At 64.9% G+C, this 24,553-nt stretch carries 21 protein-coding genes; 11 read left to right on the top strand and 10 right to left on the bottom strand.

Annotated elements, in window-relative coordinates:
- The first annotated feature begins 27 nt into the window (after window positions 1-27).
- The 10 genes from FFS12_RS18575 to FFS12_RS18530 all read left to right on the top strand — a co-directional run bounded on the left by FFS12_RS18575 (window position 28) and on the right by FFS12_RS18530 (window position 9,401).
- On the top strand, window positions 28-657 hold the full coding sequence (locus FFS12_RS18575) for a sarcosine oxidase subunit gamma (RefSeq protein ID WP_137889046.1): 630 nt from the start codon (window positions 28-30) through the stop codon (window positions 655-657).
- 118 nt (window positions 658-775) lie between these two features.
- Window positions 776-1,633: a formyltetrahydrofolate deformylase gene (purU, locus tag FFS12_RS18570; RefSeq protein ID WP_137889044.1), complete on the top strand. Its 858-nt coding sequence runs from the start codon at window positions 776-778 to the stop codon at window positions 1,631-1,633.
- 178 nt (window positions 1,634-1,811) lie between these two features.
- Window positions 1,812-3,011, top strand: a complete 1,200-nt coding sequence (fdhA, locus tag FFS12_RS18565; RefSeq protein ID WP_137889042.1) for a formaldehyde dehydrogenase, glutathione-independent — start codon at window positions 1,812-1,814, stop codon at window positions 3,009-3,011.
- A gap of 319 nt (window positions 3,012-3,330) precedes the next feature.
- On the top strand, window positions 3,331-3,915 hold the full coding sequence (locus tag FFS12_RS18560; RefSeq protein WP_137889040.1) for a DUF2780 domain-containing protein: 585 nt from the start codon (window positions 3,331-3,333) through the stop codon (window positions 3,913-3,915).
- A gap of 129 nt (window positions 3,916-4,044) precedes the next feature.
- Window positions 4,045-4,545 carry an ATP-dependent zinc protease gene (locus tag FFS12_RS18555; RefSeq protein ID WP_137889038.1) on the top strand — a complete coding sequence of 167 codons (501 nt, stop codon included), beginning with the start codon at window positions 4,045-4,047 and terminating at the stop codon, window positions 4,543-4,545.
- A 91-nt stretch (window positions 4,546-4,636) separates the two neighbouring features.
- Window positions 4,637-5,320, top strand: a complete 684-nt coding sequence (creB, locus tag FFS12_RS18550) for a two-component system response regulator CreB (RefSeq protein ID WP_137889036.1) — start codon at window positions 4,637-4,639, stop codon at window positions 5,318-5,320.
- Window positions 5,321-5,464: 144 nt separating this feature from the next.
- Window positions 5,465-6,892: a two-component system sensor histidine kinase CreC gene (gene creC / locus FFS12_RS18545; RefSeq protein WP_137889034.1), complete on the top strand. Its 1,428-nt coding sequence runs from the start codon at window positions 5,465-5,467 to the stop codon at window positions 6,890-6,892.
- Between the two features lie 142 nt (window positions 6,893-7,034).
- Entirely contained in the window at window positions 7,035-7,469 is a 435-nt protein-coding gene (locus FFS12_RS18540; RefSeq protein WP_137889032.1) for a CBS domain-containing protein, read from the top strand.
- Between the two features lie 221 nt (window positions 7,470-7,690).
- Window positions 7,691-9,049 carry a cell envelope integrity protein CreD gene (creD, locus tag FFS12_RS18535; protein WP_137889030.1) on the top strand — a complete coding sequence of 453 codons (1,359 nt, stop codon included), beginning with the start codon at window positions 7,691-7,693 and terminating at the stop codon, window positions 9,047-9,049.
- 49 nt (window positions 9,050-9,098) lie between these two features.
- Window positions 9,099-9,401 carry a hypothetical protein gene (locus FFS12_RS18530; RefSeq protein WP_137889028.1) on the top strand — a complete coding sequence of 101 codons (303 nt, stop codon included), beginning with the start codon at window positions 9,099-9,101 and terminating at the stop codon, window positions 9,399-9,401.
- Between the two features lie 145 nt (window positions 9,402-9,546).
- Here FFS12_RS18530 and FFS12_RS18525 read toward each other — a convergent pair whose 3' ends face one another.
- Together FFS12_RS18525 and FFS12_RS18520 are read right to left on the bottom strand one after the other, a co-directional pair.
- Complete coding sequence (locus tag FFS12_RS18525; RefSeq protein WP_171011918.1) at window positions 9,547-10,170, bottom strand: glutathione S-transferase; 624 nt, start codon at window positions 10,168-10,170, stop codon at window positions 9,547-9,549.
- Between the two features lie 208 nt (window positions 10,171-10,378).
- Window positions 10,379-11,329: a lyase gene (locus FFS12_RS18520; RefSeq protein WP_137889026.1), complete on the bottom strand. Its 951-nt coding sequence runs from the start codon at window positions 11,327-11,329 to the stop codon at window positions 10,379-10,381.
- A gap of 114 nt (window positions 11,330-11,443) precedes the next feature.
- Between FFS12_RS18520 and FFS12_RS18515 the strand changes: the two genes are divergently transcribed.
- Window positions 11,444-12,196 (top strand): glutathione S-transferase family protein, encoded by a 753-nt coding sequence (locus FFS12_RS18515; RefSeq protein WP_137889024.1) that lies wholly within the window; start codon window positions 11,444-11,446, stop codon window positions 12,194-12,196.
- Here FFS12_RS18515 and FFS12_RS18510 read toward each other — a convergent pair.
- The 8 genes from FFS12_RS18510 to FFS12_RS18475 form a co-directional block, all read right to left on the bottom strand.
- On the bottom strand, window positions 12,193-12,900 hold the full coding sequence (locus tag FFS12_RS18510) for a PolC-type DNA polymerase III (protein ID WP_137889022.1): 708 nt from the start codon (window positions 12,898-12,900) through the stop codon (window positions 12,193-12,195). The two genes, FFS12_RS18515 and FFS12_RS18510, sit on opposite strands and share 4 nt — an antisense overlap.
- Complete coding sequence (locus tag FFS12_RS18505) at window positions 12,897-14,831, bottom strand: DUF294 nucleotidyltransferase-like domain-containing protein (RefSeq protein WP_137889020.1); 1,935 nt, start codon at window positions 14,829-14,831, stop codon at window positions 12,897-12,899. The genes FFS12_RS18510 and FFS12_RS18505 overlap by 4 nt, the downstream gene beginning before the upstream one ends.
- Window positions 14,832-15,086: 255 nt before the next feature.
- Entirely contained in the window at window positions 15,087-18,245 is a 3,159-nt protein-coding gene (locus FFS12_RS18500) for an efflux RND transporter permease subunit (protein ID WP_137889018.1), read from the bottom strand.
- Entirely contained in the window at window positions 18,242-19,723 is a 1,482-nt protein-coding gene (locus FFS12_RS18495; RefSeq protein ID WP_137889017.1) for an efflux RND transporter periplasmic adaptor subunit, read from the bottom strand. The genes FFS12_RS18500 and FFS12_RS18495 overlap by 4 nt, the downstream gene beginning before the upstream one ends.
- Window positions 19,720-20,976 carry a TolC family protein gene (locus FFS12_RS18490; RefSeq protein ID WP_137889015.1) on the bottom strand — a complete coding sequence of 419 codons (1,257 nt, stop codon included), beginning with the start codon at window positions 20,974-20,976 and terminating at the stop codon, window positions 19,720-19,722. The genes FFS12_RS18495 and FFS12_RS18490 overlap by 4 nt, the downstream gene beginning before the upstream one ends.
- 98 nt (window positions 20,977-21,074) lie before the next feature.
- The gene (locus FFS12_RS18485; RefSeq protein WP_137889013.1) at window positions 21,075-21,431 is read right to left on the bottom strand and encodes a hypothetical protein; all 357 of its coding nucleotides are present in this window, start codon (window positions 21,429-21,431) and stop codon (window positions 21,075-21,077) included.
- A 158-nt stretch (window positions 21,432-21,589) separates the two neighbouring features.
- Window positions 21,590-22,015 carry a 3-isopropylmalate dehydratase gene (locus tag FFS12_RS18480; protein ID WP_137889012.1) on the bottom strand — a complete coding sequence of 142 codons (426 nt, stop codon included), beginning with the start codon at window positions 22,013-22,015 and terminating at the stop codon, window positions 21,590-21,592.
- 278 nt (window positions 22,016-22,293) lie between these two features.
- Window positions 22,294-24,471, bottom strand: a complete 2,178-nt coding sequence (locus tag FFS12_RS18475; RefSeq protein ID WP_137889010.1) for a malate synthase G — start codon at window positions 24,469-24,471, stop codon at window positions 22,294-22,296.
- Window positions 24,472-24,553: the final 82 nt, after the last annotated feature.

The following is a 24,553-nucleotide window of genomic DNA, read 5'->3' as shown; positions in this document are numbered from 1 at the left end:
CGCGATGCACAAGCAAGCGAGGCCTCTATGACTTCCGTAAACGTCTACAAACAGCGCCCGGATGCGGCTCACGCCGAGTCGCCGTTGTTCCACGCCGGTCTCCATGAGCTGGCGGGCAAGGGCAAGGCTAACGCCGGTATCCGCCTGCGCGAGAAGAAGTTGCTCGGGCACCTGACCATTCGTGGCGATGGCCATGACCCGGCGTTCGCCGGTGGCGTGCACAAGGCCACCGGGCTGGAACTGCCCGGCGCGCTGACCTTGGTCAGCCAGGGCGAAACCTCGTTGCAGTGGATGGGCCCGGATGAGTGGCTGCTGATCGTCCCGAGTGGCCAAGAGCTGGCCGCCGAGCAACGCCTGCGGGAAGCGCTGGCCGAGCAGCATCATCAGGTGGTCAACGTCAGTGGCGGGCAGACGATTCTCGAGCTGAGCGGGCCGAAGGTCCGCGAACTGCTGATGAAGTCCAGCAGCTATGACGTACACCCCCGCAATTTCCCGGTCGGTAAAGCGGTCGGCACGGTGTTTGCCAAGTCGCAACTGGTGATTCGCCGCACCGGCGAAGAGACCTGGGAACTGCTGGTACGCCGCAGCTTCTCCGACTACTACTGGCTGTGGCTGCAGGATGCCAGCGCCGAGTATGGGTTGGCGATCCAGGCGTAAGTCGCACATGCCCTCGCCCTTTAGGGAGAGGGTTAGGGAGAGGGGGCTGTGCCCAATCCCTCTCCCCCGGCCCCTCTCCCACAAGTGGGAGAGGGGAGACAACCATCGGAGTACGCATATGAGCCGCACACCCGATACCTGGATTCTCACCGCCGACTGCCCGAGCCTGTTGGGCACCGTGGATGCGGTGACGCGCTACCTGTTCGAACAGGGCTGCTATGTCACCGAGCACCATAGCTTCGATGATCGGCTGTCGAGTCGCTTCTTCATTCGCATCGAATTCCGCCAGCCGGATACCTTCGCCGAGCAGACATTCCGCGACGGCTTGGCCGAGCGCGTCGCGGCGTTCGATATGAACTTCGAGCTGTGCCCGCCGAACTACCGCAGCAAGGTGGTGATCATGGTCTCCAAGGCCGATCACTGTCTGAATGACCTGCTCTACCGCCAACGCATCGGCCAACTGCCGATGGACGTGGTGGCGGTGGTCTCCAATCACCCGGATCTTGAGCCGCTGGCGCGCTGGCATGGGATTGCCTATCACCACTTCGCCCTCGACCCGCACGACAAGGCCGGGCAGGAGCGCAAGGTCTGGCAGGTGATCGAGGAGTCCGGCGCCGAGCTGGTGATTCTCGCCCGCTATATGCAGGTGCTGTCGCCTGAGCTGTGCCGCAAGCTGGATGGCTGGGCGATCAATATCCACCACTCGTTGCTACCCGGTTTCAAGGGCGCCAAGCCCTATCACCAGGCTTATCAGAAGGGCGTCAAGCTGGTCGGCGCGACGGCGCACTACATCAATAACGACCTGGATGAAGGCCCGATCATCGCCCAGGGCGTCGAGCCGGTAGACCACACCGACTACCCCGAAGACCTGATCGCCAAGGGCCGCGACATCGAGTGCCTGACCCTGGCCAAGGCCATCGGCTTCCATATCGAGCGGCGGGTGTTCCTCAACGCCAATCGCACCGTGGTGTTGTAACCGCGCCCAACAGAGGCTCGCCGGGCGAATGAATTCGTCCCTACACAACCCTTGAGTGGTCGTCCTGCCAATCGGCGATCCTCAAGGCGCAAGACCTATACCGCTGCACTGTAAGGCCGCGCGACCCTTCGCAGTCCCAAGGGCCGTGCTCTCACAACAACAAAAGCGAGGTGAAAGCATGTCTGGTAATCGTGGTGTCGTGTATCTCGGCGCAGGCAAGGTCGAGGTGCAGACCATTCCCTATCCGAAAATGGAAGACCCGCGCGGCAAGCGCATCGACCACGGCGTGATCCTGCGCGTGGTTTCGACCAATATCTGCGGCTCCGATCAGCACATGGTGCGTGGTCGGACCACGGCCCAGGTCGGGCTGGTGCTCGGTCACGAGATCACCGGTGAGGTGATCGAGAAGGGCCGTGACGTGGAGAACCTGAAGATCGGTGACCTGGTCTCGGTGCCGTTCAACGTCGCCTGCGGCCGTTGCCGCAGCTGTAAGGAACAGAACACCGGCGTCTGCCTGACGGTTAACCCGGCGCGCCCCGGCGGTGCCTATGGCTACGTCGACATGGGCGACTGGGTCGGCGGCCAGGCCGAATACGTGCTGGTGCCCTATGCCGACTTCAACCTGCTGAAGCTGCCGGACCGCGACAAGGCGATGGAGAAGATCCGCGACTTGACCTGCCTCTCCGACATCCTGCCGACCGGCTACCACGGCGCGGTGACCGCCGGTGTCGGCCCTGGCAGCACGGTGTATATCGCCGGTGCTGGCCCGGTCGGCCTGGCCGCTGCCGCCTCCGCCCGCCTGCTGGGCGCGGCGGTGGTGATAGTCGGCGACGTCAACCCGCTGCGTCTGGCGCATGCCAAGGCCCAGGGCTTCGAGATCGCCGACCTGACCCAGGACACCCCGCTGCACGAGCAAATCGCCAACCTGCTCGGTGAGCCGGAAGTCGATTGCGCGGTCGATGCGGTGGGCTTCGAAGCCCGCGGCCACGGCCATGACGGCGCGCAGCATGAGGCCCCGGCCGACGTGCTCAACGCGCTGATGGGCGTGGTGCGGGTGGCCGGCAATATCGGCATCCCCGGCCTGTATGTCACCGAAGACCCGGGTGCGGTGAATAAAGCCGCCAAGCATGGCAGCCTGAACATCCGCTTCGGCCTCGGCTGGGCCAAGTCCCACAGCTTCCACACCGGCCAGACCCCGACGATGAAGTACAACCGCCAGCTGATGCAGGCGATCATGTGGGACCGGATCAACATTGCCGAGGTCGTCGGCGTGCAGGTGATCAGCCTGGACGACGCGCCGCGTGGTTACCACGAGTTCGATGCCGGGGTGCCGAAGAAATTCGTCATGGATCCGCACAAGCTGTTTAGTGCGGCCTGATGTGGCTTAAGTAACAGGTTGGGAAAAAGGGCAGCGTTGAGCTGCCCTTTTTTATGGGCGCGAGACGTATAGGGATTAGTCGTAGGGTGGATAGCGTTCTTTTATCCACCAATCAAGCAGCCTGGATACCCCATGGTTCAAAACCGCTTTGCGGATTTTCCACCCTACGCCGCTTCCCACCCGTCGCCTGCCGCGGTCGGGCAACGGATAATCTTGCGCCAGACGGGAACATCGTCTGCACCGGCCCAGTCAAACCGGTGGCTCATTTACCTGCCGGCGGCATCGCCTTGGCAGGACTTTCCCCGAAGAGGTTTTACCGATGAATGCTCCACGTAGCCTTGCCCTGGTTGCAGTTCTTACCCTGGCGGCTTGCCCGGCCTTTGCTTTCAGCTTGAGCGACGCCGCCAATGTGCTGTCGGCCGCCACAGGCGACAACGGCAACGACAGCGGCAGTGACACGGCAAGCCTGCTGGGCAACCCGCAGAACCTTGAGCTGCTACAGACGCTAAGCAGCCTCAAGTTGACGCCGCAACAGGCGGTGGGTGGTACGGGGGCTTTGCTCGGGCTGGCGAAAAATCAGCTGCCTGGCGCCGAGTACAGCCAACTGACCCAGACCGTTCCAGGTCTGGAAAAACTCGAGGGTAACAATGGCCTGAGCCAGTTGAGCGCCCTCAGTGGCCTGCTCGGCCAGTCGGCGGGAACCCCGGTGAGCGGCGAGGCCAATGCCGCGCTGGCGAATGTAAGCAGCCTGCAGGATCTGAATCAGGCGTTCAGCGCCCTGGGCATGGACAGCGGGATGATCGGCCAGTTTGCCCCGCTGCTGCTGCAGTACCTCGGCCAGCAGGGCGTTGCGGGTTCGCTGCTGGGCAATCTGGGCAGTCTCTGGGGTGTCGGCGGCGCCTGAGTCCGGCGCCGTGGCGGGCCGCCGTGCTCGGGCTCGTCTCGCTGGCGGAACGAATTTTTCACCGGCGCTGGGTTAAAAAGCCCGATCAGCGACCTACACTCCCATCCCCGTCGTCGAGGAAGCCTACGCGTGAGAGCCGTTTTTGCCCTGTTGACCCTGGTCGCGCTGCCGACCCTGGCCGCCGAGCCGACCATTTATGGTCGCTACGAATACATCAAGCTGCCGGAAATCAGGCAGACCTTCAAAGCCAAGATGGACACCGGCGCGCTGACCGCCTCGCTGTCGGCCAAGGATATCGAGCGTTTCCAGCGCGATGGCGAAGAGTGGGTGCGCTTCCGCCTGGCGACCAAGGGCGCGGACGACACCGTCTACGAGCATCGCCTGGCGCGCATCAGCAAGATCAAAAGCCGCGCCGATGAGGAGGATGGCGAGGAAGAGCCCGAGGCGGTGAAGCGCCCGGTGGTCGATCTGCAGATGTGCCTGGCTGGCGTGACACGCACCATCGAGGTCAACCTGACCGACCGCAGCAGCTTCAACTATCCGCTGTTGATCGGCGCCAAGGCCTTGCGCGAGTTCGACGCGGCGGTCAACCCGGCGCGCCGCTTCACCGCCGGCAAGCCCAAGTGCTGAGTGCAGCGGGCATGCGCCTGGCCTAGCGGTTGACCCTCGGCGCCGGTTTCGGCACCGTGCGGCTATCGTGTTGCTGCCGGATTGCTTGCTTATGCCACTGATTCTGATCGTTGAAGATGAAGCCGCGATCGCCGACACCCTGATCTATGCCCTGCACAGTGAGGGGTTTAGTACCCACTGGGTGACGCTGGCCGGCGCGGCGCTGGCGTTTCAGCAGGCGACGCCGGCGGATCTGCTGATTTTCGATGTCGGCCTGCCGGACATGAGCGGCTTCGAGGCGTGCAAGGCGCTGCGGCGTTTCTCCGAGGTGCCGGTGCTGTTCCTCACCGCGCGCAATGCCGAAATCGACCGGGTGGTGGGCCTGGAGATCGGCGCCGACGATTACGTGACCAAACCGTTCAGCCCGCGCGAGGTGGCAGCCCGGGTCAAGGCCATCCTCAAGCGTGTGCAACCACGCCCGGCGGAGCCTGCTCCGTTGAGCCAGGCCGGGCCGTTCCGCCTCGACCTGGCGCGCTACCAGATCCACTACCACGGCCAACTGCTCGGCCTGACCCGCCACGAGTTCTGTCTGTTGCAGGCCCTGTTCGGTCAGCCGGAGCGGGTGTTTTCCCGCGAGCAACTGCTGGATGCCACCGGCGTGGCCAGCGACGTCGGCTACGAGCGCAGCGTGGACAGCCATATCAAGAGCCTGCGCGCCAAGCTGCGCCAGGTGGCGCCGGACGCCGAGCCGATCCAGACCCATCGTGGCCTGGGTTACAGCCTGAGGCTCGTCTGAGAAGCCACCCTCAAAGTTGTTGCGCTCGGTGATGCTGCGTTGGAAACCTGCTAAAAATGCTCATTTACCCAACGTAAACTCCGCTTTTTCACAGGTTTCCGCCTTGCCTGACCTTCGCTCACGACACTTCGAGGATGGCTTCTGATGCCGCTGGGTATCCGCATCTTCCTGGTCTACTTTCTGTTCGTCGGGCTGTCCGGCTGGTTTGTGTTGAGCACGGTGATGGACGAGATTCGTCCGGGCGTGCGCCAGACCACCGAGGAAACCCTGGTGGACACCGCCAATCTCTTGGCCGAGTTGCTGCGCGATGACCTGCGTGCCGGGCGCCTGACCCAGAGCCGCTGGCAGGAGCTGTTCCAGGCCTATGGTTTACGCCAGCCGCAGGCGCAGATCTGGGACGTGACCAAGACGGCGGTGAGCCACCGCATCTACGTCACCGACGCGCAGGGCGTGGTCCTGCTGGACTCCAGCAGCCAGGCGGTGGGCCAGGATTACTCGCGCTGGAACGATGTCTACCTGACCCTGCGCGGTCAGTACGGGGCCCGCTCGACCCGCGAGACCGCGGACGACCCCGACTCCTCGGTGATGTACGTGGCGGCGCCGATCAATGACCACGGGCGGATCATCGGCGTGGTCTCGGTGAGCAAGCCGAGCCGCACCCTGCAGCCCTATATCGAACGCTCGCAGCGGCGCCTGGCCTGGTTCGGCGCAGGGCTGATCGCCCTCGGCCTGCTGGTCGGCGGCCTGCTGTCCTGGTGGCTGAGCGGCTCGCTGCGGCGCCTGACCCGCTATGCCCAGGCGGTCTCGGCCGGTGAGCGCGGGGAATTACCCAAACTGCGTGGCGGCGAGCTGGCGCAACTGGCCGAGGCGCTTGAGCACATGCGCCGCGAGCTGGAGGGCAAGGCCTATGTCGAGCGCTATGTGCACACCCTGACCCACGAATTGAAGAGCCCGCTGGCGGCCATCCGCGGTGCCGCCGAACTGCTCGAAGGCGAGATGCCGGCCGCGCAGCGCCAGCGCTTCGTCGGCAATATCCAGAACGAGAGCGCGCGCCTGCAGCAACTGATCGAGCGGCTGCTGAACCTGGCCCTGGTGGAGCAGCGCCAGGGCCTGGAGGAGCGCATCGCGCTGCCGCTGCGGGCGCTGCTGGACGAGCAGCTACAGGCCCAGGCCGCGCGTATCGAGGGCGCGCAACTGCGCGTCGAGAATCGGGTGGCGGAGGGCGTGCAGCTACTGGGCGAGCGCTTCCTGCTCCAGCAGGCACTGGCCAATCTGCTCGACAACGCGCTGGACTTCACCCCAACCGGCGGGCTGCTGCGCTTCAGCGCTGAGCCGCGTGCGGGCTATGTTGAGCTGAGCCTGTTCAATCAAGGCGAACCTATCCCCGATTACGCCTTGCCGCGCCTGACCGAACGCTTCTACTCCCTGCCGCGCCCGCTCAGTGGCTGCAAGAGCACCGGGCTGGGGTTGAATTTCGTGCAGGAAGTGGCCAGCCTGCATGGCGGTGCTATAACAGTGGGCAACGTGTCGGGCGGGGTCGCGGTGCGGTTGACGCTGCCGCGGCTTGAATAGGCAGGGTCGCCAGCGGGATAACCCACAGTGGATGCTCAGACATTGTTGGGTTCCCCGCCCGAGAGTTTGGTTGGCGTTGGCAGAAGTCGTGCTGGTCGCAAAGCTCTGCTACAAGAAATACAAGCCCCCCAGGAGTAGCTGCATGAAAACAGTTGCCGAAATCCTCAAGTCCAAGTCGCATTCAACGATCTTCAGCGTCAGCCCCACGACCTCGGTTCTAGATGCCGTCACCCTGATGGCCGAGAAGGGCATCGGGGCACTGGTGGTGCTGGAGGGCGAGCAACTGGTTGGGATCGTCAGTGAGCGTGACTATGCACGCAAGGTCGCTCTGCTGGAGCGCTCGTCGTTTACTGCGCAAGTCAGCGAAATCATGACGGCGAAGGTCATCACGGTGAGTCCGAAACAGGGTAACCGGCACTGCATGGAGATAATGACCGAAGGTCACCTGCGCCATCTGCCGGTGATGGACGACGGCAAGCTGATCGGCCTGCTGTCCATCGGCGATCTGGTCAAGGACATCATCTCCGAGCAGGAAAGCCTGATTCATCATCTGGAGCAGTACATCCGCGGCGAGTAGCGTCCCGCGACCCGGTTCCGATGCGGGAGGATGTAGGGTGGGTTAGCCGCAAAGCGGCGTAACCCACCGGAGCTTATAGGTCGGTGGCGGCCTCTGGCCTAACCCACCCTACGGTTGCGCACATTCGCCACACAGTCTCCATCCGCCCTGCACACAGCCTCCACTCGGCCTACCCAGACTCTCCCCATCGGCCATCCGGCCACCCACAGGGAGAGATGACGATGAACCGAAACCTGGGCCTCAAGCTGGGCGTGATAGCCCTGCTGATTGTGCTGCTGATGATTCCACTGTTGCTGATTGGCGGGCTGGTCAGTGAGCGGCAGACGCTGCGTGATGGAGTGTTGGCGGACATTGCGCGCAGCTCCAGCGCGCAGCAGCAAGTCACCGGGCCGATTCTGGTGGTGCCCTACCGCAAGACGCTGCGGGAATGGAAAACCCATCAGAAGAGCGGCGCGCGCTACCTCGAAGAGCGCGAATACCGTGGGCGCCTGTACTTCCTGCCAGAGCGTTTCGAACTCAACGGCACGGTCGCCACCGAGGAGCGCAGCCGCGGCATCTACCAGGCTCGCCTGTACCACAGCGACAACCAGATCAGCGGCCACTTCAGGTTGCCGGCGCAGTACGGCATTCGCGAGGACTATGCCGATTACCGCTTCGAGCCCGCCTTCCTCAGTGTCGGCATCAGTGACATCCGCGGCATCGAGAACGACCTCAAGTTGCGCCTCAATGGCGCGGAGTTACCCTTTGCCGCCGGCAGTGCCGACCGCCTGCTGGCCAACGGCGTGCATGCGCCACTGCCGGCGCTGGACAGCGTCAACGGCCAGCGCCTGGACTTCGCCTTCAGTCTCAAACTGCAAGGCACCGCGCAGTTGGCGGTGACCCCGGTCGGCCGCGACACCCAGGTGCAGTTGCGGTCCGATTGGCCACACCCGAGCTTCGTCGGCGAATTTCTGCCGGTGCAGCGGGAAGTGGCGGCCAGCGGTTTTACCGCGCACTGGCAGACCAGCTTCTTCGCCACCAATTTCGAGGAAGTGCTGGATGACTGCGTCAGCGACCGCGACTGCCAGGCCTTCAACAACCGCAACTTCGGCGTGAGTTTCGTCGACCCGGTGGACCAGTACCTGAAGACCGACCGTGCGATCAAATACGCGTTGCTGTTCCTCGCCCTGACCTTCGCCGGTTTCTTCCTCTTCGAGGTGCTCAAGCGCCTGGCGGTGCACCCGGTGCAGTACGGCCTGGTCGGCCTGGCCTTGGCGCTGTTCTACCTGCTACTGCTGTCGCTGTCCGAGCACCTGCCCTTCGCTACGGCCTACGGGGTGGCCGCCACGGCCTGCGTGCTGCTGCTCGGCCTGTACCTCTCTGCGGTGCTGCAGAGCGTGCTGCGCGGAGCCGGTTTCGGCGCTGCCCTGGCCGCGCTCTACGGGCTGCTCTACGGCTTGCTCAGCGCCGAGGACTACGCACTGCTGATGGGCTCGCTGCTGGTCTTCGGCCTGCTGGCCGGCGTGATGGTGCTGACCCGCAAGCTGGACTGGTATGGCCTGGGCAAGGCGCAAGCTTCTGCCGGCAACCACTCGGCCTGATTGAGCATGGCGCGGCCTGTTGCGCCGCGCCTTCAGGGAGGATTCGACGATGAGAATGGTGCTGCAATTTTCCGCCTGCTTGGCGCTCGGCGTGTTTATCGCGCTGTTGATTCTGCTCGGCCTGATGTTTAGCAAAGCGTTCGGTGCGATCGACGGGCTGCTGCTGACCGGCAAGCCGTTGGCCAGCCTGGGCCTGACGCTGTTGCCGGATAGCTTTTGGAACGCTCTGACTGGTGTGCGAGGCGCTGCGCAGAACGGCGCCGTGCAGTCCTTCCTGCAGTTCTGTGCGGCGCTGGGGCAGCTCGCCCTGTTGCTGGGGGCGGGGCTGTTTCGCTGGTGTTGCTGGCGATGAGCGGGTATCTGGGGTTGCGCGAGGATGCGCAAGTGCGCGCGGTCTTGGCCGCGCGCATTGCCAAGCTATTCCCCGCCTACCGGAGCGGTTTGACAAGCGCAGACGGAGTCGAGTCGCAGGCGCGGGTTGATCCGCGCTGCGTCGTTCAGGCCGGCGGCTGGGTGGCCAGCAACGACGGCCGCTGACTGACCTCGGCATACCAGCCGGCCAGTTTCGGATAGCGGCTGCGCCAGTCCAGCTCGGGTTGGCGGAAGTCCAGGTAGCCCAGAGCGCAGGCGACACCGATGGCGGCGACATCGAAATGACTGGCCAGCTCGGCGATGGCTTGCTCTTCGAACTGGCTGAGGGCGCGGCTGATCTTGTCCTGTTGTGCGGCCAGCCAAAGGTCCCAGTGCTTTTCCGCCGGGCGCAGAAAGGTCTCGTAGCGGATCAGCACGGCGGCATCGAGAATCGCATCGGCCAGCGAGGCCAGGGTCAGGCGCCGCCAGCGTGCAGGGCCTTCGCGGGGGATCAGCGGTTCGCCGACATGTTGCTGGTCGAGGTACTCGAAGATCACCCGGCTGTCGTGCAACAGGTTGCCATCGGCCAGGCGCAGGGCGGGAATCTTGCCGGCCGGGTTGCCGGCATTCACTTCCGGGCTCGGGCTGACCGGGCTCAGCGTCACGTTGTGCAAGGCCACGCGCTCAAGTTGGCCGGTCTCATGCAGTAGCACCATCACCTTGCGCACGAAGGGGGAGGCGGGGCTGTGGAGCAGGGTCATCGACGTCATGCGTGTCACTCCGTAGGAAAACGCGGATGCAGGGTTGGCAAGTCTCTTAGTGTCTCGGTAAAACCTGCACTGCTGTCAAATGGCTATGGGCCAAGAGCTGGTAGCAAGGAGGCGTGATGTGGATATTCAATCGCTACAGCCGATGCCGGCCCGCTGAGTCCCGGTTCGACCGTGAAAGCCCGCCGCCGGCGGGCTTTTTTCTACCGGTTCAGTAACGGATCACCACCAGGCGGTCGGTGCCGGACTCGGCGCCCCAGACTTCGCCGACGCGGCCCAGCAGTTGGCGCACGTTGGCGTTCGGTCGGTCACTGGGGAAGGCCTCGAAACTTTGCCGGTCGGGATCGAAGAGCAATATGGCGTTGGCGCCGAAGTCGCTCACCCAGACGCGGTCCTGTTCATCCACGTAGACCGCATAGGCGTGGGGGGCTTCCCCCGGCAAGCGCCAAGCCTGCCATTGCCCTTTGCTGGGGTCGTACTGGCTGAGCTGGCCGCTGTGCCACTCGCTGACCCACAGCTTGCCCTGGGCATCGCTCCAGATGCGCCGCGCGCCCTGGTTCGGGGTGGGGGGCTGGATGACGGTGGCGGCCCCGGAAAGCGGGTCGATCCGGGCGATATGGTTGCCGGCCAGGCTGGCGTACCAGACCTCGCCGTCGGGCGTGACGGTGATGCCGTAGGGGCCTCTGCCGTGCGGCGCCGGCCAGACCTCGACCTTGCGGCTGGACGGGTCGAGGCGGCCGTAAATGCCGTTCTGCCCGGTGAACCAGAGGCGGCCGTCGTCATCGAACGCGGCGGTGTTGAGGTTGGCCTTGGCGCCTGCCTTGGGCAGCGGGAACAATTGCACGCCGAGGCGCTCGGGATCGATCCGGACGATGGCGTTGAGGCCGCTGTCGGTGACCCAGGCGGCGCCGTCCGGGCCAATTATCACCCCATGCGGGGCGGAGCCGGCGCCCAGTGGCACCTGCTCGGTGTGCCCGCTCTTGGGGTCGAGCCGGCCCAATGCCCCCTGGCGCTGGGCGGTGTACCAGATGCGGCCGTCCGGCGCGGGAGCCACGTCATGCGGGCCGCTGCCGCGGGGCAACGGGTAGTACTGCACTTGAGCGGCGAACAGGGGCGTGCTGAGCAACAGGCCGAGCACGGCGGCCAAGGCTGAACGAGGCATGGGCGATCTCCGGTCAGTGGACACTCAGTATGGACTGCCGGAAACTGGCGAGGGTTCGGTGGCAGCTGGTCGTATGCCGAGCCGTGCCCTCAGCCAAAACCAAGGAGAAGCTGCATGAGCGCGCCCCTACTGATCGTTGGTTCCTATCTGTCTCCCTATGTGCGCAAGGTGCTGGTCTGCCTGGAGAGCAAGGGCGTGGCCTATGAAGTCGACCCGATAGTGCCGTTCTTCGGCAACGACGACTTCGGCCGCCTCAGCCCGCTGCGCCAGGTGCCGGTGCTGGTGGACGGCGAGCTGGTGCTGAACGACTCCACGGTGATCTGCCAGTACCTGGAGGAGCGTTACCCCACGCCTGCGCTTTATCCGGCGGATATCGCCCAACGCGCGCGGGCCCGCTGGCTGGAGGAGTACGCCGACACGCGGATGGGCCAGGTGATCATCTGGCAGCTGTTCAACCAGTTGGTGATCCGTCGTGCGGTGTGGGGCAAGGAGCCGGATCAGGCGCTGCTGGAGCGCACCTATAACGAGGACCTGCCGGCCATCTTCGACTACCTCGAGGGTCAGTTGCCGGCACAGGGTTGGTTGTTCGGCACGCCGTCGATCGGCGAGATCAGCCTCGCCTGCTTCATGCGCAACGCCCAATTCGCCCGCTATCAACTGGATGCCGCACGCTGGCCGCGGCTGGCGGCCTGCATGGACACGACCCTGAAGCTGCCGGCGTTCAGCAAGTTGGCGGCCTTCGAGGCGATCTGCGCGCGCACGCCGATTGCCCAGCAACGTGAGGCCCTGCGCACGGCCGGCGCACCCATCAGTGCGCAGACCCATGGCCGCACCGAGCCGGTTCGCGGGGTGATGAGCCGCGGCTAAAGCGCCGGGGCCTGCTGTCGGCGGCGCCAGCGGGCACCGGCGTCGGCCAGTCCGGCGGGGCTGTCGAGGCCCTGCTGGCGCGCGCGGCTGAACAGGATCAAGGCCAGTTCGGCGGTGACCAGCGCATCGGCGCTGGCGTGGTGGCGTTGTTGCACCTGCAGGCCGAAGTGCTGGGTCCAGTCGTCCAGCCCGCCGTGGCGGATGGCGGCGTGCGGGCAGAGCAGCGGCGCCAGCTCGGCGACGTCGAAGAAGGGGTGCTGCAGCCGATAGCCGAGCGTCTCTTTCAGTGCCTGGCCGAGCATGCGTTGGTCGAAGCTGGCATGGAACGCCAGCAGCGGACTGTCACCGAGAAACTCCATAAAGCTCAGTAGCGCCTCGGCTGGTTCGCTCCCCGCGGCAATGGCACTGGGTGCCAGGCCGTGGATCAGCACGCTGGCGCTGAGCTTGTGCGTGGCCCGTCGCAAGGTGCATTCGAACTGCTGGCCGAGGTCGATGGCGCCGTCCTCGATCACCACCGCGCCGATCGACAGCACCTGATCGCGGCTCATGTTCAGCCCACTGGTTTCCAGGTCAAGTACGACGAAGCGCTGTTCGCGCAGCGGTCGCTGGTTCAGCGCGGCGGCGGCCGGCAGGCGCTCGCGGCGTTGCAGTTGGTGTGGGCATAACGCCGGGTCCGGCCGGCGCAGCCAGGGAAAGCCATTCATAGCTGGTAGCGCAGCGCCAGGCTGCTCTGCAGGCGCTGGGCCTGCCGGAAGGATTCGCGCAGGATGCGCCGATCCAGATGGTTGAGGCTGTCCGGGTCCAGGCGATTGGAATACGGCAGTTGCTGCCGCGCCTGGTGCTGGTGCTGTTGCATGCGGGTTTGCTGGATGAAGTGGTAGGCCTCTGCATAGGCGGCGCCATCCAGCGGATCGATCAGCGCTTGGGCGGTCAGCTCGCGCAGGCGCTGCAAGGTGTTGCCGGCGGCGATGCCGTGGGCCAGGGCGAGCAGCCGGGCGCCATCGACGAAGGGGCTCAGGCCCTGCACCTTGAGGTCCAGGGTGTGTTTCTCGGCGCCTTTGCGGCTCACCACGAAGTCGTGAAAACGCCCGACCGGCGGCCGTTGGCGCAGGGCGTTAGCGGCCAGCAGGCGTTGGAAGATCCGGTTGTCGGCGACGTCGATCAGCAACTGCTGGCGCAACTGTTCACAGCCGTCTTCCGGCCCCCAGACGGCCCGCAGGTCGAAGTAGATGCTGGAACTCAGCAGGTTCTCCGGCGTGGCCTCGCGAATAAAACCGCTGAACCGCCGTGACCATTCGGCCCGCGATAGGCACAGCTCGGGGTTGCCGGCCATGATGTTGCCTCGGCACAGGCTAAAGCCGCAGCGCGCCAGACTCTGGTTGATCCGCGCCGCCAGCGGCAGCAAACGCCCGCGAATCTGCGCGGCCTCCGGCGCATCCGCGGCGTCGAACAATATGCCGTTGTCCTGATCGGTATGCAGCGTCTGCTCGCGCCGGCCCTCGCTGCCGAAGCACAGCCAGGTGAAGGGCACGCCGGGGTCGCCGAGTTCTTCCAGGCTCAGCTCGATCACCCGGCAGACGCAGTGGTCGTTGAGCAGGGTGATGATCTGGGTGATCTGCGTCGAGGAGGCGCCGTGGGCGAGCATGCGGTCGACCAGTTGGCGGATGTCGCTGCGCAGTGCCATCAGGGTGTCGAGCTTGCCGGCGTGGCGAATGGTGCGCGCCAGATGCACCAGGTCGACCCGTTGCAGGGAGAACAGATCGCGTTCGGAAACCACCCCACAGAGTTGGCCGTCCTGCACCAGGCAGACGTGGGCGATATGCCGCTCGGTCATGGCGATGGCGGCGTCGAAGGCGCTGGCTTCTGGCGCCAGATGGAAGGGCGCCGGAGTCATCAGTCGCTCGATCGCTTGGCCGAGGTCGCCGCTGCCGGCGGCCACCACGCGGCGCAAATCGCGCAGGGTGAAAATCCCCAGCGGCCGCCGCCGTGGATCGACGATGACGATGCTGCCGACCTGCTGCTCGTGCATCAGCCTGACCGCCTCGCACAGTGGCGTGCCCGGTACGCAGACCACCGGCTGGCGCATGGCCAGCTCGCCCAGGCGGGTGTCCAGCGAATACTGCGCGCCGAGGGTCTCCACCGCACGCAGCTGCACCTGCTGGTTGACCTGATCGAGCAGGCTGCTGACCCCGCGCAGGGCGAAGTCGCGGAACGCGTTGGAGAGGGCGAACAGCTTGATAAAGGCCGGCTTGCTCAGCAGTAGGCAGAAGCTGTCTTCGGCGGCCAGGTGCTCGGTGCGGGTGGCGCGTTCGCCGAGTAGCGCCGCCAGCGGAAAGCACTCGCCAGTGCTGATCTCGAAGGTCGTCTCGCTGCCGCGCTTGGCCGAGTGCGGCCGTTCGCCGACTACCCGGCCCTGCTTGACGATATAGAAGTGCTCTACCGGCCCGGCGCTGGGTTTCAGGATGCTCTCGCCGGCGGCATAGAAGCGCAACTGACAGTGCTCCAGCAGATAGGCCAGGTGGGCGCCTTCCATCAGGTTGAACGGCGGGAATTTTTGCAGGAACTCCATCAAGCCATGGATGTTCTGCTGCACCGCAACCTTGCCCGCCTGGGCGAAGTCATCCGCTTTGCTCATGCCGCGCGTCCGGATTGATCGATAAGGCGCATGTTCGGCCGCATGGGCCTCGGCGCCCATTGGACCTAAGTCTAAAAGGCGGGTTTTGCCGTGCTCCTGACCTCAGAACCTGTTCATGATCTGCGTAGCTGTCAGCGAAGGCGGAACATGCCCCCGTGGAGTACGAATAAATCGACCCGAACACTCCATGTTTGCCGCTTTAGTTTCGACTCCGCGGGTGCGCTTGCGCTCGATAACGACTACTCAGGGCTCTCTTTAAACGGCTTTTCCTTGACGGTTGGTGGATACAACGGGGAGGTGCCGACGGCGCATCAAGCGGTAGGCCGCCGGAATGACGAACAGGGAAAGCAAGGGCGCGGTGACCATGCCACCGACCATGGGCGCGGCGATGCGGCTCATCACCTCGCTGCCGGTACCGGTGTCCAAGAGGATCGGCAGCAGGCCGGCGATGATCACCGCCACCGTCATCGCCTTGGGCCGCACGCGCTGCACGGCGCCTTCACGAATCGCGGCGACCAGCCCACGCTCACTGTTGTCACCGGTGTCTTCACGTTCGGCCCAGGCGTTCTTCAGGTAGAGCAGCATGATCACGCCGAACTCGGCCGCCACCCCGGCCAGGGCGATGAAACCGACGCCGGTGGCCACCGACAGGTTGAAGTCCAGCCAGTAGAGGAACCAGGCCCCGCCAGTGAGGGCGAAGGGCAGGGTGGCCATGATCAACAGCGCCTCGTCGAAGCGGGCGAAGGTCAGGTAGAGCAGCACGAAGATGATCAGCAGGGTGGCCGGCACCACCAGCTTGAGGCGGGCGTTGGCCCGTTCGAGAAACTCGAACTGCCCCGAGTAGCTCAGGCTCATCCCTGGCTGCAGCTTGACCTGCTCGCCGACGACCCGACGCAGGTCGGCGACCACCGAGGCGATATCCCGGCCACGCACGTCGATATACACCCAGCCGGAAGGCCGAGCGTTCTCGCTCTTCAACATCGGCGGCCCATCGCTGACCTTGATCTTCGCCACAGTGCCCAGGGTGATCTGGCCGCCCTGCGGGGTGTAGATCGGCAGTTGCTCCAGGCCACCGAGCGAGTCGCGCCACTCCCGCGGATAGCGCACGTTGATCGGGAAGCGCGCCAGCCCTTCGATGGTTTCTCCGACGTTCTCGCCACCGATGGCACTGGCCACGATCGACTGCACATCGGCGATATTCAGTCCGTAACGCGCGGCAGCCTGTCGGTCGATGTCCACATCGATATAGCGCCCGCCAGTCAGGCGCTCGGCCAGGGCCGAACTCACGCCCGGAACGGTCTTGGCCGCGCGCTCGACTGCCTGGGTGACTTGGTCGATCTCCGTCAGGTTGGTACCGGCGACCTTCACCCCGATCGGGCTCTTGATCCCGGTGGCGAGCATGTCGATGCGGTTGCGGATCGGTGGTATCCAGATATTGGTCAACCCTGGCACCCGCACCACCCGATCCAGCTCCTCCACCAGCTGCTCCTGGGTCAGGCCGGGGCGCCATTGCTCGCGCGGTTTGAACTGAATGGTGGTCTCGAACATCTCCAGCGGCGCCGGGTCTGTAGCGGTTTCGGCACGTCCGGCCTTGCCGAACACATGCTCGACTTCCGGTACCGTCTTGATCAGCCGGTCGCTCTGCTGCAACAGCTGCGCGGCCTTCTGCGCCGACAAACCCGGCAGGGCGGAGGGCATGTAGAGCAGGTCGCCCTCATCCAGAGGCGGCAGGAATTCGCCACCCAGCTGGGAGATTGGCCACAGCGCACTGAGAAAGACCAACATTGCCACCAGCAGGGTGACCTTGGGGCGACGCAGCACCGCATCGAGGGCCGGTTGGTAGAGCCTGATCAACCAACGGTTCAGCGGGTTCTGTTCTTCATTGGGAATCCGTCCGCGAATCCAGTAGCCCATCAGCACCGGCACCAGGGTCACCGACAGCCCGGCCGCCGCCGCCATGGCATAGGTCTTGGTGAAGGCCAGCGGCCCGAACAGCCGGCCCTCCTGGGCTTCCAGGGTGAACACCGGAATGAACGACAGGGTGATGATCAGCAGGCAGAAGAACAGCGCCGGACCAACCTCAGCCGCGGCTTCGGTCATCACATGCCAGTGGTGCTCGCCCTCCAACTCTTCCCCAGGGTGGACCGCGTGCCAGGCCTCGACCTTCTTGTGGGCGTTCTCGATCATCACCACCGCCGCATCGACCATGGCGCCGATGGCGATGGCGATTCCGCCGAGGGACATGATGTTGGCGTTGATCCCTTGATAGCGCATGACGATGAACGCGATGAGTATGCCAACCGGCAGCGAGATGATCGCCACCAGGGACGAACGCAAATGCCAGAGGAATACCGCGCAGACCAGGGCGACGACGATGAACTCCTCGAGCAGCTTGTGGCTGAGGTTTTCCACGGCGCGGTCGATCAGCTTGCTGCGGTCGTAGGTGGTGACGATTTCCACCCCGGCCGGCAGGCTGCTCTTCAGTTCGTCGAGCTTGGCCTTGACCGCGGCAATGGTTTCGCGGGCGTTCTTACCGCTGCGCAGAATCACCACGCCGCCGACCGTCTCGCCTTCGCCGTCGAGCTCGGTGATCCCGCGGCGCATCTCCGGTCCCCGCTGGATAGTCGCCACGTCGCCGAGGGTCACCGGCACGCCGCCGGCACCGAGCTTGAGGGGAATCGCGCGGAAGTCATTCAACGTCTTCAGGTAGCCGGAAGCGCGCACCATGAACTCGGCCTCGGCCATCTCCAGCACGGCACCACCGGTTTCCTGATTGGCCCGGCCTATGGCCTCGATCACCTCGGCCTGGGTGATGCCCAGGCTCGCCAGCCTGAGCGGATCGAGCAGCACCTGGTACTGCTTGACCATGCCGCCGACGGTCGCCACTTCCGCGACGTTCGCCAGGGTCTTCAACTCGAACTTGAGGAACCAGTCCTGCAGCGCGCGCAGCTGCGCCAAGTCGTGTCCGCCGCCGCGATCCACCAGGGCGTACTGGTAGATCCAGCCCACCCCGGTGGCGTCCGGCCCGAGGGCGGGCTTGGCGCTGGGCGGCAGGCGACTCTGGATCTGGCTCAGGTACTCCAGCACCCGCGAGCGGGCCCAGTACAGGTCGGTGCCATCCTCGAAGATGACGTAGACGAAGCTGTCGCCGAAGAAGGAGTAGCCGCGCACCGTCTTCGCCCCCGGCACCGAGAGCATGGTGGTGGCCAGCGGATAGGTGACCTGGTTCTCTACGATCTGCGGCGCCTGGCCGGGGTAGGGGGTGCGGATGATCACCTGCACGTCGGAGAGGTCCGGCAGCGCATCGATGGGGGTGCTCTGCACCGACCAGACGCCCCAGACCGTTACGAACAGCGTGGCCAGCAGCACCAGGAAGCGGTTGGCCACCGACCAGCGAATCAGGGCGGCGATCATGGCTGGCCCCCGAGTTTTTCCAGGTGCTCGACCAACAGCCCAGCGTCGGTTTGACGCACCGCCACACGGACCTTGTCACCCACCTTGAGCCCCAGCATCAGGGCGGGGTCGGCCAGTGGGAAGGTCATGGTCATGCCGGGCATGCCCAGGGTCTTGAACGGGCCATGGGCGAGGGTCACGCCCTGGTCATTGATCTCGACGATTTGCCCTTCGGCCTCATGCAAGGCGGGCGTTGCCTCAGGCATCGGTATGTCTAGGGTATTCGCGACTATGCCCTTGAGGCTGGCCTCGGAGTCGAGCAGGAATTGCCCGGAGGCGACCACCTGCTGGCCTTCCTCGAGCCCTTGCAGCACCACCGTCTTGCCTGCGGTTTCCCGGCCTAGCTGCACCTCGACCGGGCGGTAGCGCCCAGCGTCTTCGGCGAGCATCACCAGGGCACGGCGGCCGGTGCGGATGACCGCCTCGCTGGGTATCCACAGCAGGCTTTGCTCAGCCGAGCGGCTCAGGCGCACCTGCGCCGTCAATCCCGGCCTGAGGCGGCCGTCGGGGTTGGGCAGTTCGACCCGCACGCGTACCGTGCGGCTATCCAGATTCGCCTCGGGCAGAATGGCGCTGACCGTGCCGCCGAGCACTGCCCCTGGGAAGGCCGGCAGGCGTGCCTCGACCGCCTGGCCAACGGCAATGGTCCCAGCCTCGGCCTCGGGAACGGCCACCGCGAGCCAGACGCTACTCAAGCCGTTGACGCGGGCCAGGGTGTCGCCGGCCGCGACGGTCATGCCCGCACGCACATTCAGCTCCTGCAACACACCGCCAATCGGGCTGCTGAGGGTCAGCAGCGGCTGGATCTTGCCGCTGCGTTCCACCTGGGTAATCAGCGCCGCCGGCATACCCGTGAGGCGCAGGCGTTGGCGTGCCGCCGCCAGCAAGCCGGCGTCGCCATTGCGCTTGAGTGCGAGGAACTCCTCCTGGGCAGCGGCCCATTCCGGCACCAACAGGTCGGCCAGCGCTGCATTGGCCTTGAGCACATCGCCTGGCGCGCGGGCATAGACGCGCTCGACAAAGCCAGCGGTACGCGCCTGGACCACTGCGATATCCCGTTCGTTGAACGCCAATACGCCGACCACCTCCAGGTTGCTGGCGAGGGCTCCGCGAGTGACAGTCGCCAGGCGCAGGCCGAGGTTCTGGGTCAGGCTGGGGTCGATGCTGACAACTGCGCTGTCCGCCGCTGCATCGGCGTATTGAGGCACCAGTTGCATGTCCATGAAGGGCGATTTGCCCGGCTTGTCGAACTTCTGCTGCGGGTACATGGGGTCGTACCAATAGAGCACCGGGCGCTGGTCTTGTGTGGTGGCACCTTGTTCGGCGGCCGAGTTGGGCATTCCGTTCAGGCGCTGCTGAGCGAACCAGTAACCGCCGGCAACCCCCAGGGCTACCGACAGGCCTGCCAACAAAGCTCCCGTCCAGATTCGAGCAGTCATTGGCTGACCTCCCCGTAAGTGAAATACAGGCGGGCGCTGGTCAGGGCCCGCTGCTCTTCGAAGTCGATCTGTTTGAGGCGTGCCTCGATCAATTCGCGACGGGCGGCGATGACGGCCGCCAGGTCGCCGTTGTCGGCGCGGTAGCTGGCCATGCTCAGCTCCACCTTTTCCCGGGCCAGGGGCAGTAGGCTGTCCTGGCTGCGGCGCACGGCGCGGTTCAGGCGCTGGTATTCGGCCAGGTCATCTTCCAGTTGCTGGGCATGCTCGCGGGCGAGAACTTCGCGCTCGGCCTCCAGCTGGTTTAGCTCGGCATGCTTGGCGGCGATCTTGGGGTTTTGCCGGGAACCGGGGAATAGCGGTAGATCGAAGCTGAATTGCACGCTCATCATGTCGCCGAACTCACGGCCGCGGCGCTGGTAGTCGAGTTCCCAGCTCCAGTCGGAGGTCTTTTCCGCCACGGCCTCGCGCACCTTGGCCTGCGCCTCGCGGGTCATCGGCGCGAAGGCCAGCAGTGCGGGGTGATGTTGCAGCTTATGGGCATACCCTGAGGCATCGATGGGCCACTGCGGCAAGCTGCCGGCCAGCGGCTCATCGGCGGCCGGGCCGATCCAGCGCCTGAGTGCGGCGCGGGCCTGCGTGCGCAGCCTGATCAATTCGTCCTGTTGCTCATCCAGTAGGGCCGCCTCCTGTTTCGGCGTCACGGCATCGGCGGCCTGCGCACGGCCGCCGGCGATCTGCGCGCGCACGCTATCGGCCAGCAGACGATTCTCGCGGAAGAAATCCTCGAACAATGCCTGTTTACGCTCCACCGAGTAGCTGCTGATCCAGGCTAGAGCGGTGGCCTGACGGACGTTCAGACGCTCGACCCGGCTTTCGGCTGTGGCTCGGTCGACGGCCGCCTCGGCCACCTCGATGCGCGCCCGGCGCTTGTCGCGGTTGGGCACCTCCTGCATGACTCCGACCATCTGCATGGTCATGAAGTCCTGGTCGATACTCCAGCGATCGGGACCGCCAACGGGATAGTTCTGCACGCCCAGCAGTAACTTCGGGTCGGGTAGTTCGCCGGCCGGGATGGCGGCGCTGCTGGCGGCTTGCAGTTTGGCCGCCTGGGCGGTCAGCGAAGGGGCATGGTCTTCGCTCAAGCGCAAGGCTTCATCGAGTGTCAGGGGGGCGGCCAGGCTCGGCAATGCCAGCACGGTTACCGCCAGGGCAGCCGCGACGGGCCACCCGGTGCAATAGCGTTTGGAGTTCATGTTCTGGATTCCTGTGATCATTCGCTGCGCGCAACGCGGACGCGCGCGCAGGCCAGCCCTCCCGCCGAGGCGCGAAGGACATCAGTGTCGAACAGGAATCAAACGCGGGGAGGTCGCCATACCCCGGACGGGGCCTGGGCAGGCAGGAAGTCGCTGGAGAGGGACAGCACGATGGGGCTGGCGAGCCTGACAGGATGCTTCACGATCGACACTTGCAGCAGGCTGCCGGTCTTGCATTCCTGGCCGGGCTTGCAGGGTTTGCCGTGATCGGAGGAACTGCCCATACCCTGGCAACAGTCCTGGCCCGCATCCGTACTGGTTTCAGGCGCCATCTTAGCCATACCCGCAGATTTCATCGGGCAAGGTTCGGTCGCTGCTGCGAGGCCCGCCATCCCGCTCAGGGGCAGCGCCAGGCTAATCAGGGCGATGAGGCAAAACCGCAGGTAGCGTTTCATGCTCGCCAGTCTAGCCGGGGATGCAGCGCCCAACAATGTAATGAGTCGGATGATTTGGAAAAGCTTTCGAGCGCAACTGCGACGCCAACTTTTTGTATTACCAGCCTGGAGGGATTGCATGCTGGTGCCGTCCTCCTGCAATCACACGCGGATGAGGCTCAACGTGCCTCCGGCCGAATCGCAAACCCACCCTTGTTCTCACTGACGATTCGGAAATGCTGGCTCTCGCCTTCCTTCAGCTGAACGGCCAGTTCGCGGCGCAGGCGGCCCTTGCCGCAGAGTGTGTCGTCCTGTTCATCGATGCCGATGCCGACGATGCGGGCGCCCGCTGGCACGTGGAAGTTGGCCGCCTCACCGATGCCGATACGCGCGGCCACCTGGCGGTCGATCAGGAAGGCCACGTAGCAACCACCGCCGAGCATGCCGAGGTCGCGGTTCACCACGATCTGACCACCGCCTTCGATAGGCTGCTGATAGGCCAGCAGGCGGTCATCGGGGACCTGGGTCACTTGCTCGGGGGCGGCGTGAAAGGATGAACAACCGGCCAGCGCCAGTAGGGGTAGTGCTGCACAGATCAGTCGCATTGGGGCCCTCCTTGGGCGGATGAGCGCTGGGGATGCTGCAGGAACTGTAGCTGAATCGCCCCTAGTGTCGTCGGCACTTCCGACTGGCAGCCTTTGGCCGGATCCGGGGGTTCCTGAACTTCGCTGTTTTCAAACCTTCAAGCATGCTTTCAAGCCGAATGCGGCCAAGCGCTCGAGTCGAAGTCCAGGTCATTAGCGGGCGACCTAGATCGGGCCGAGGTTTTGCCAGCACCCATAAAAAACCGCCCCGAAGGGCGGTTCTTGAGTCGCAGTGCGAATTACAGGCCGTTCTTGGCCTTGAATTCGCGGCGGCGGCGGTGCAGCACCGGCTCGGTGTAACCGTTCGGTTGCTTAGTGCCTTCGATCACCAGTTCGACGGCCGCCTGGAAGGCGATGTTGTCGTCGAAGTTCGGTGCCAGCGGGCGGTACAGCGGGTCGTTGGCGTTCTGCCGGTCGACCACCGGCGCCATGCGCTTGAGGCTGGCCAGCACCTGCTCTGCGCTGACGATGCCGTGGCGCAGCCAGTTGCTCAGCAGCTGGCTGGAGATGCGCAGGGTGGCGCGGTCTTCCATCAGGCCGACGTCGTTGATGTCCGGCACCTTGGAGCAGCCGACGCCCTGGTCGATCCAGCGCACCACGTAACCGAGGATGCCCTGGGAGTTGTTGTCCAGTTCGTTCTGGATTTCCTCGGCCGACCAGTTGGTATTGGTCGCCAGCGGGATGCTGAGGATGTCGTCCAGCGACGCGCGTTCACGCTTGGCCAGCTCGGCCTGACGGGCGAACACGTCGACCTTGTGGTAGTGCAGGGCGTGCAGTGCAGCCGCGGTCGGCGACGGCACCCAGGCGGTGTTGGCGCCGGCCAACGGGTGGGCGATTTTCTGCTCGAGCATGGCGGCCATCAGGTCGGGCATGGCCCACATACCTTTGCCGATCTGCGCGCGACCTTGCAGGCCGGTAGCCAGGCCGATATCGACGTTCCAGTTTTCGTAGGCGGCGATCCACTTCTCGGACTTCATGGCGGCTTTACGCACCATGGCGCCGGCTTCCATGGAGGTGTGCAGCTCGTCGCCGGTACGGTCGAGGAAACCGGTGTTGATAAACACCACGCGCTCGCTGGCGGCCTTGATGCAGGCCTTGAGGTTGACGGTGGTGCGCCGCTCCTCGTCCATGATGCCGACTTTCAGGGTGTTGCGCGGCAGGTTCAGGACGTCTTCGATGCGGCCGAACAGCTCGTTGGTGAACGCGGCTTCTTCCGGACCATGCATCTTCGGCTTGACGATGTACATCGAGCCGGTACGGCTGTTCTTGCGGCTGCTGCTGCCGTTCAGGTTGTGCACGGCGATCAGCGCGGTGACCAGGCCGTCCATGATGCCTTCCGGCACTTCGTGGCCTTTGCCGTCGACGATGGCGTCGATGGTCATCAGGTGGCCGACGTTGCGCACGAACAGCAGGGAGCGGCCGTGCAGGCTCAGCTCGCCGCCGTTGGCCGCGCTGTAGACGCGGTCCGGGTTCATGGTGCGGGTGAAGGAGCTGCCGCCTTTCGCCACTTCCTCGGCCAAGTCGCCTTTCATCAGGCCTAGCCAGTTGCGGTAGACCACCACTTTGTCGTCGGCATCGACTGCGGCGACCGAGTCTTCGCAGTCCATGATGGTGGTCAGCGCCGCTTCCATCAGCAGGTCTTTGACACCGGCTGCATCGGTCTGGCCGATCGGGCTGCTGGCGTCGATCTGGATTTCGAAGTGCAGGCCGTTGTTTTTCAGCAGCACGGCTGTCGGTGCCGCGGCGTCGCCTTGGAAGCCGATGAACTGGGCGGCGTTTTTCAGGCCGCTGCTGCTGCCGTCTTTCAGGCTGACGGCCAGCGTGCCGCTCTTCACTACATAGGCCGTGGCGTCGACGTGGGAGCCGTTTTCCAGCGCCGCGGAGTCATCCAGGAAGGCACGGGCGAAGGCGATCACCTGGTCGCCGCGAACCTTGTTGTAACCCTTGCCTTTCTCGGCGCCGCCTTCTTCGCTGATCACATCGGTGCCGTACAGGGCATCGTACAGCGAGCCCCAGCGGGCGTTGGAGGCGTTCAGGGCGAAGCGCGCGTTCATCACCGGGACGACCAGCTGCGGGCCGGCCATGCGGGCGATTTCTTCATCGACGTTCTGGGTGGTGGCTTGGAAATCTGCGACTTCTGGCAGCAGGTAACCAATCTCTTGCAGGAAGGCTTTGTAAGCCACGGCGTCATGCGCCTGGCCAGCACGCGACTGGTGCCAGGCATCGATCTTGGCCTGGAAGTCGTCGCGCTTGGCGAGCAGGGCTTGGTTCTTCGGCGCCAGGTCATTAATGACGCTTTCGGCACCGGCCCAGAACTGCTCGGCAGAAATCCCGGTACCGGGGATGGCTTCGTTATTTACGAAGTCGAACAGGACTTTGGCGACCTGCAGGCCACCGACTTGAACGCGCTCAGTCATCACTTGCCTCACTCTGCTCAGCTCTTCAGCTCTACTCAATAGCCCACAACGGACCCGACGTTGACCGTCTTGTAGTCCGAGG

The organism is Pseudomonas sp. 2FE, assembly GCF_005503735.1.
Taxonomy (GTDB): domain Bacteria; phylum Pseudomonadota; class Gammaproteobacteria; order Pseudomonadales; family Pseudomonadaceae; genus Aquipseudomonas.
Note: the sequence above shows the minus strand (reverse complement) of the source record. Positions and strands in the feature narration are given on the sequence as shown.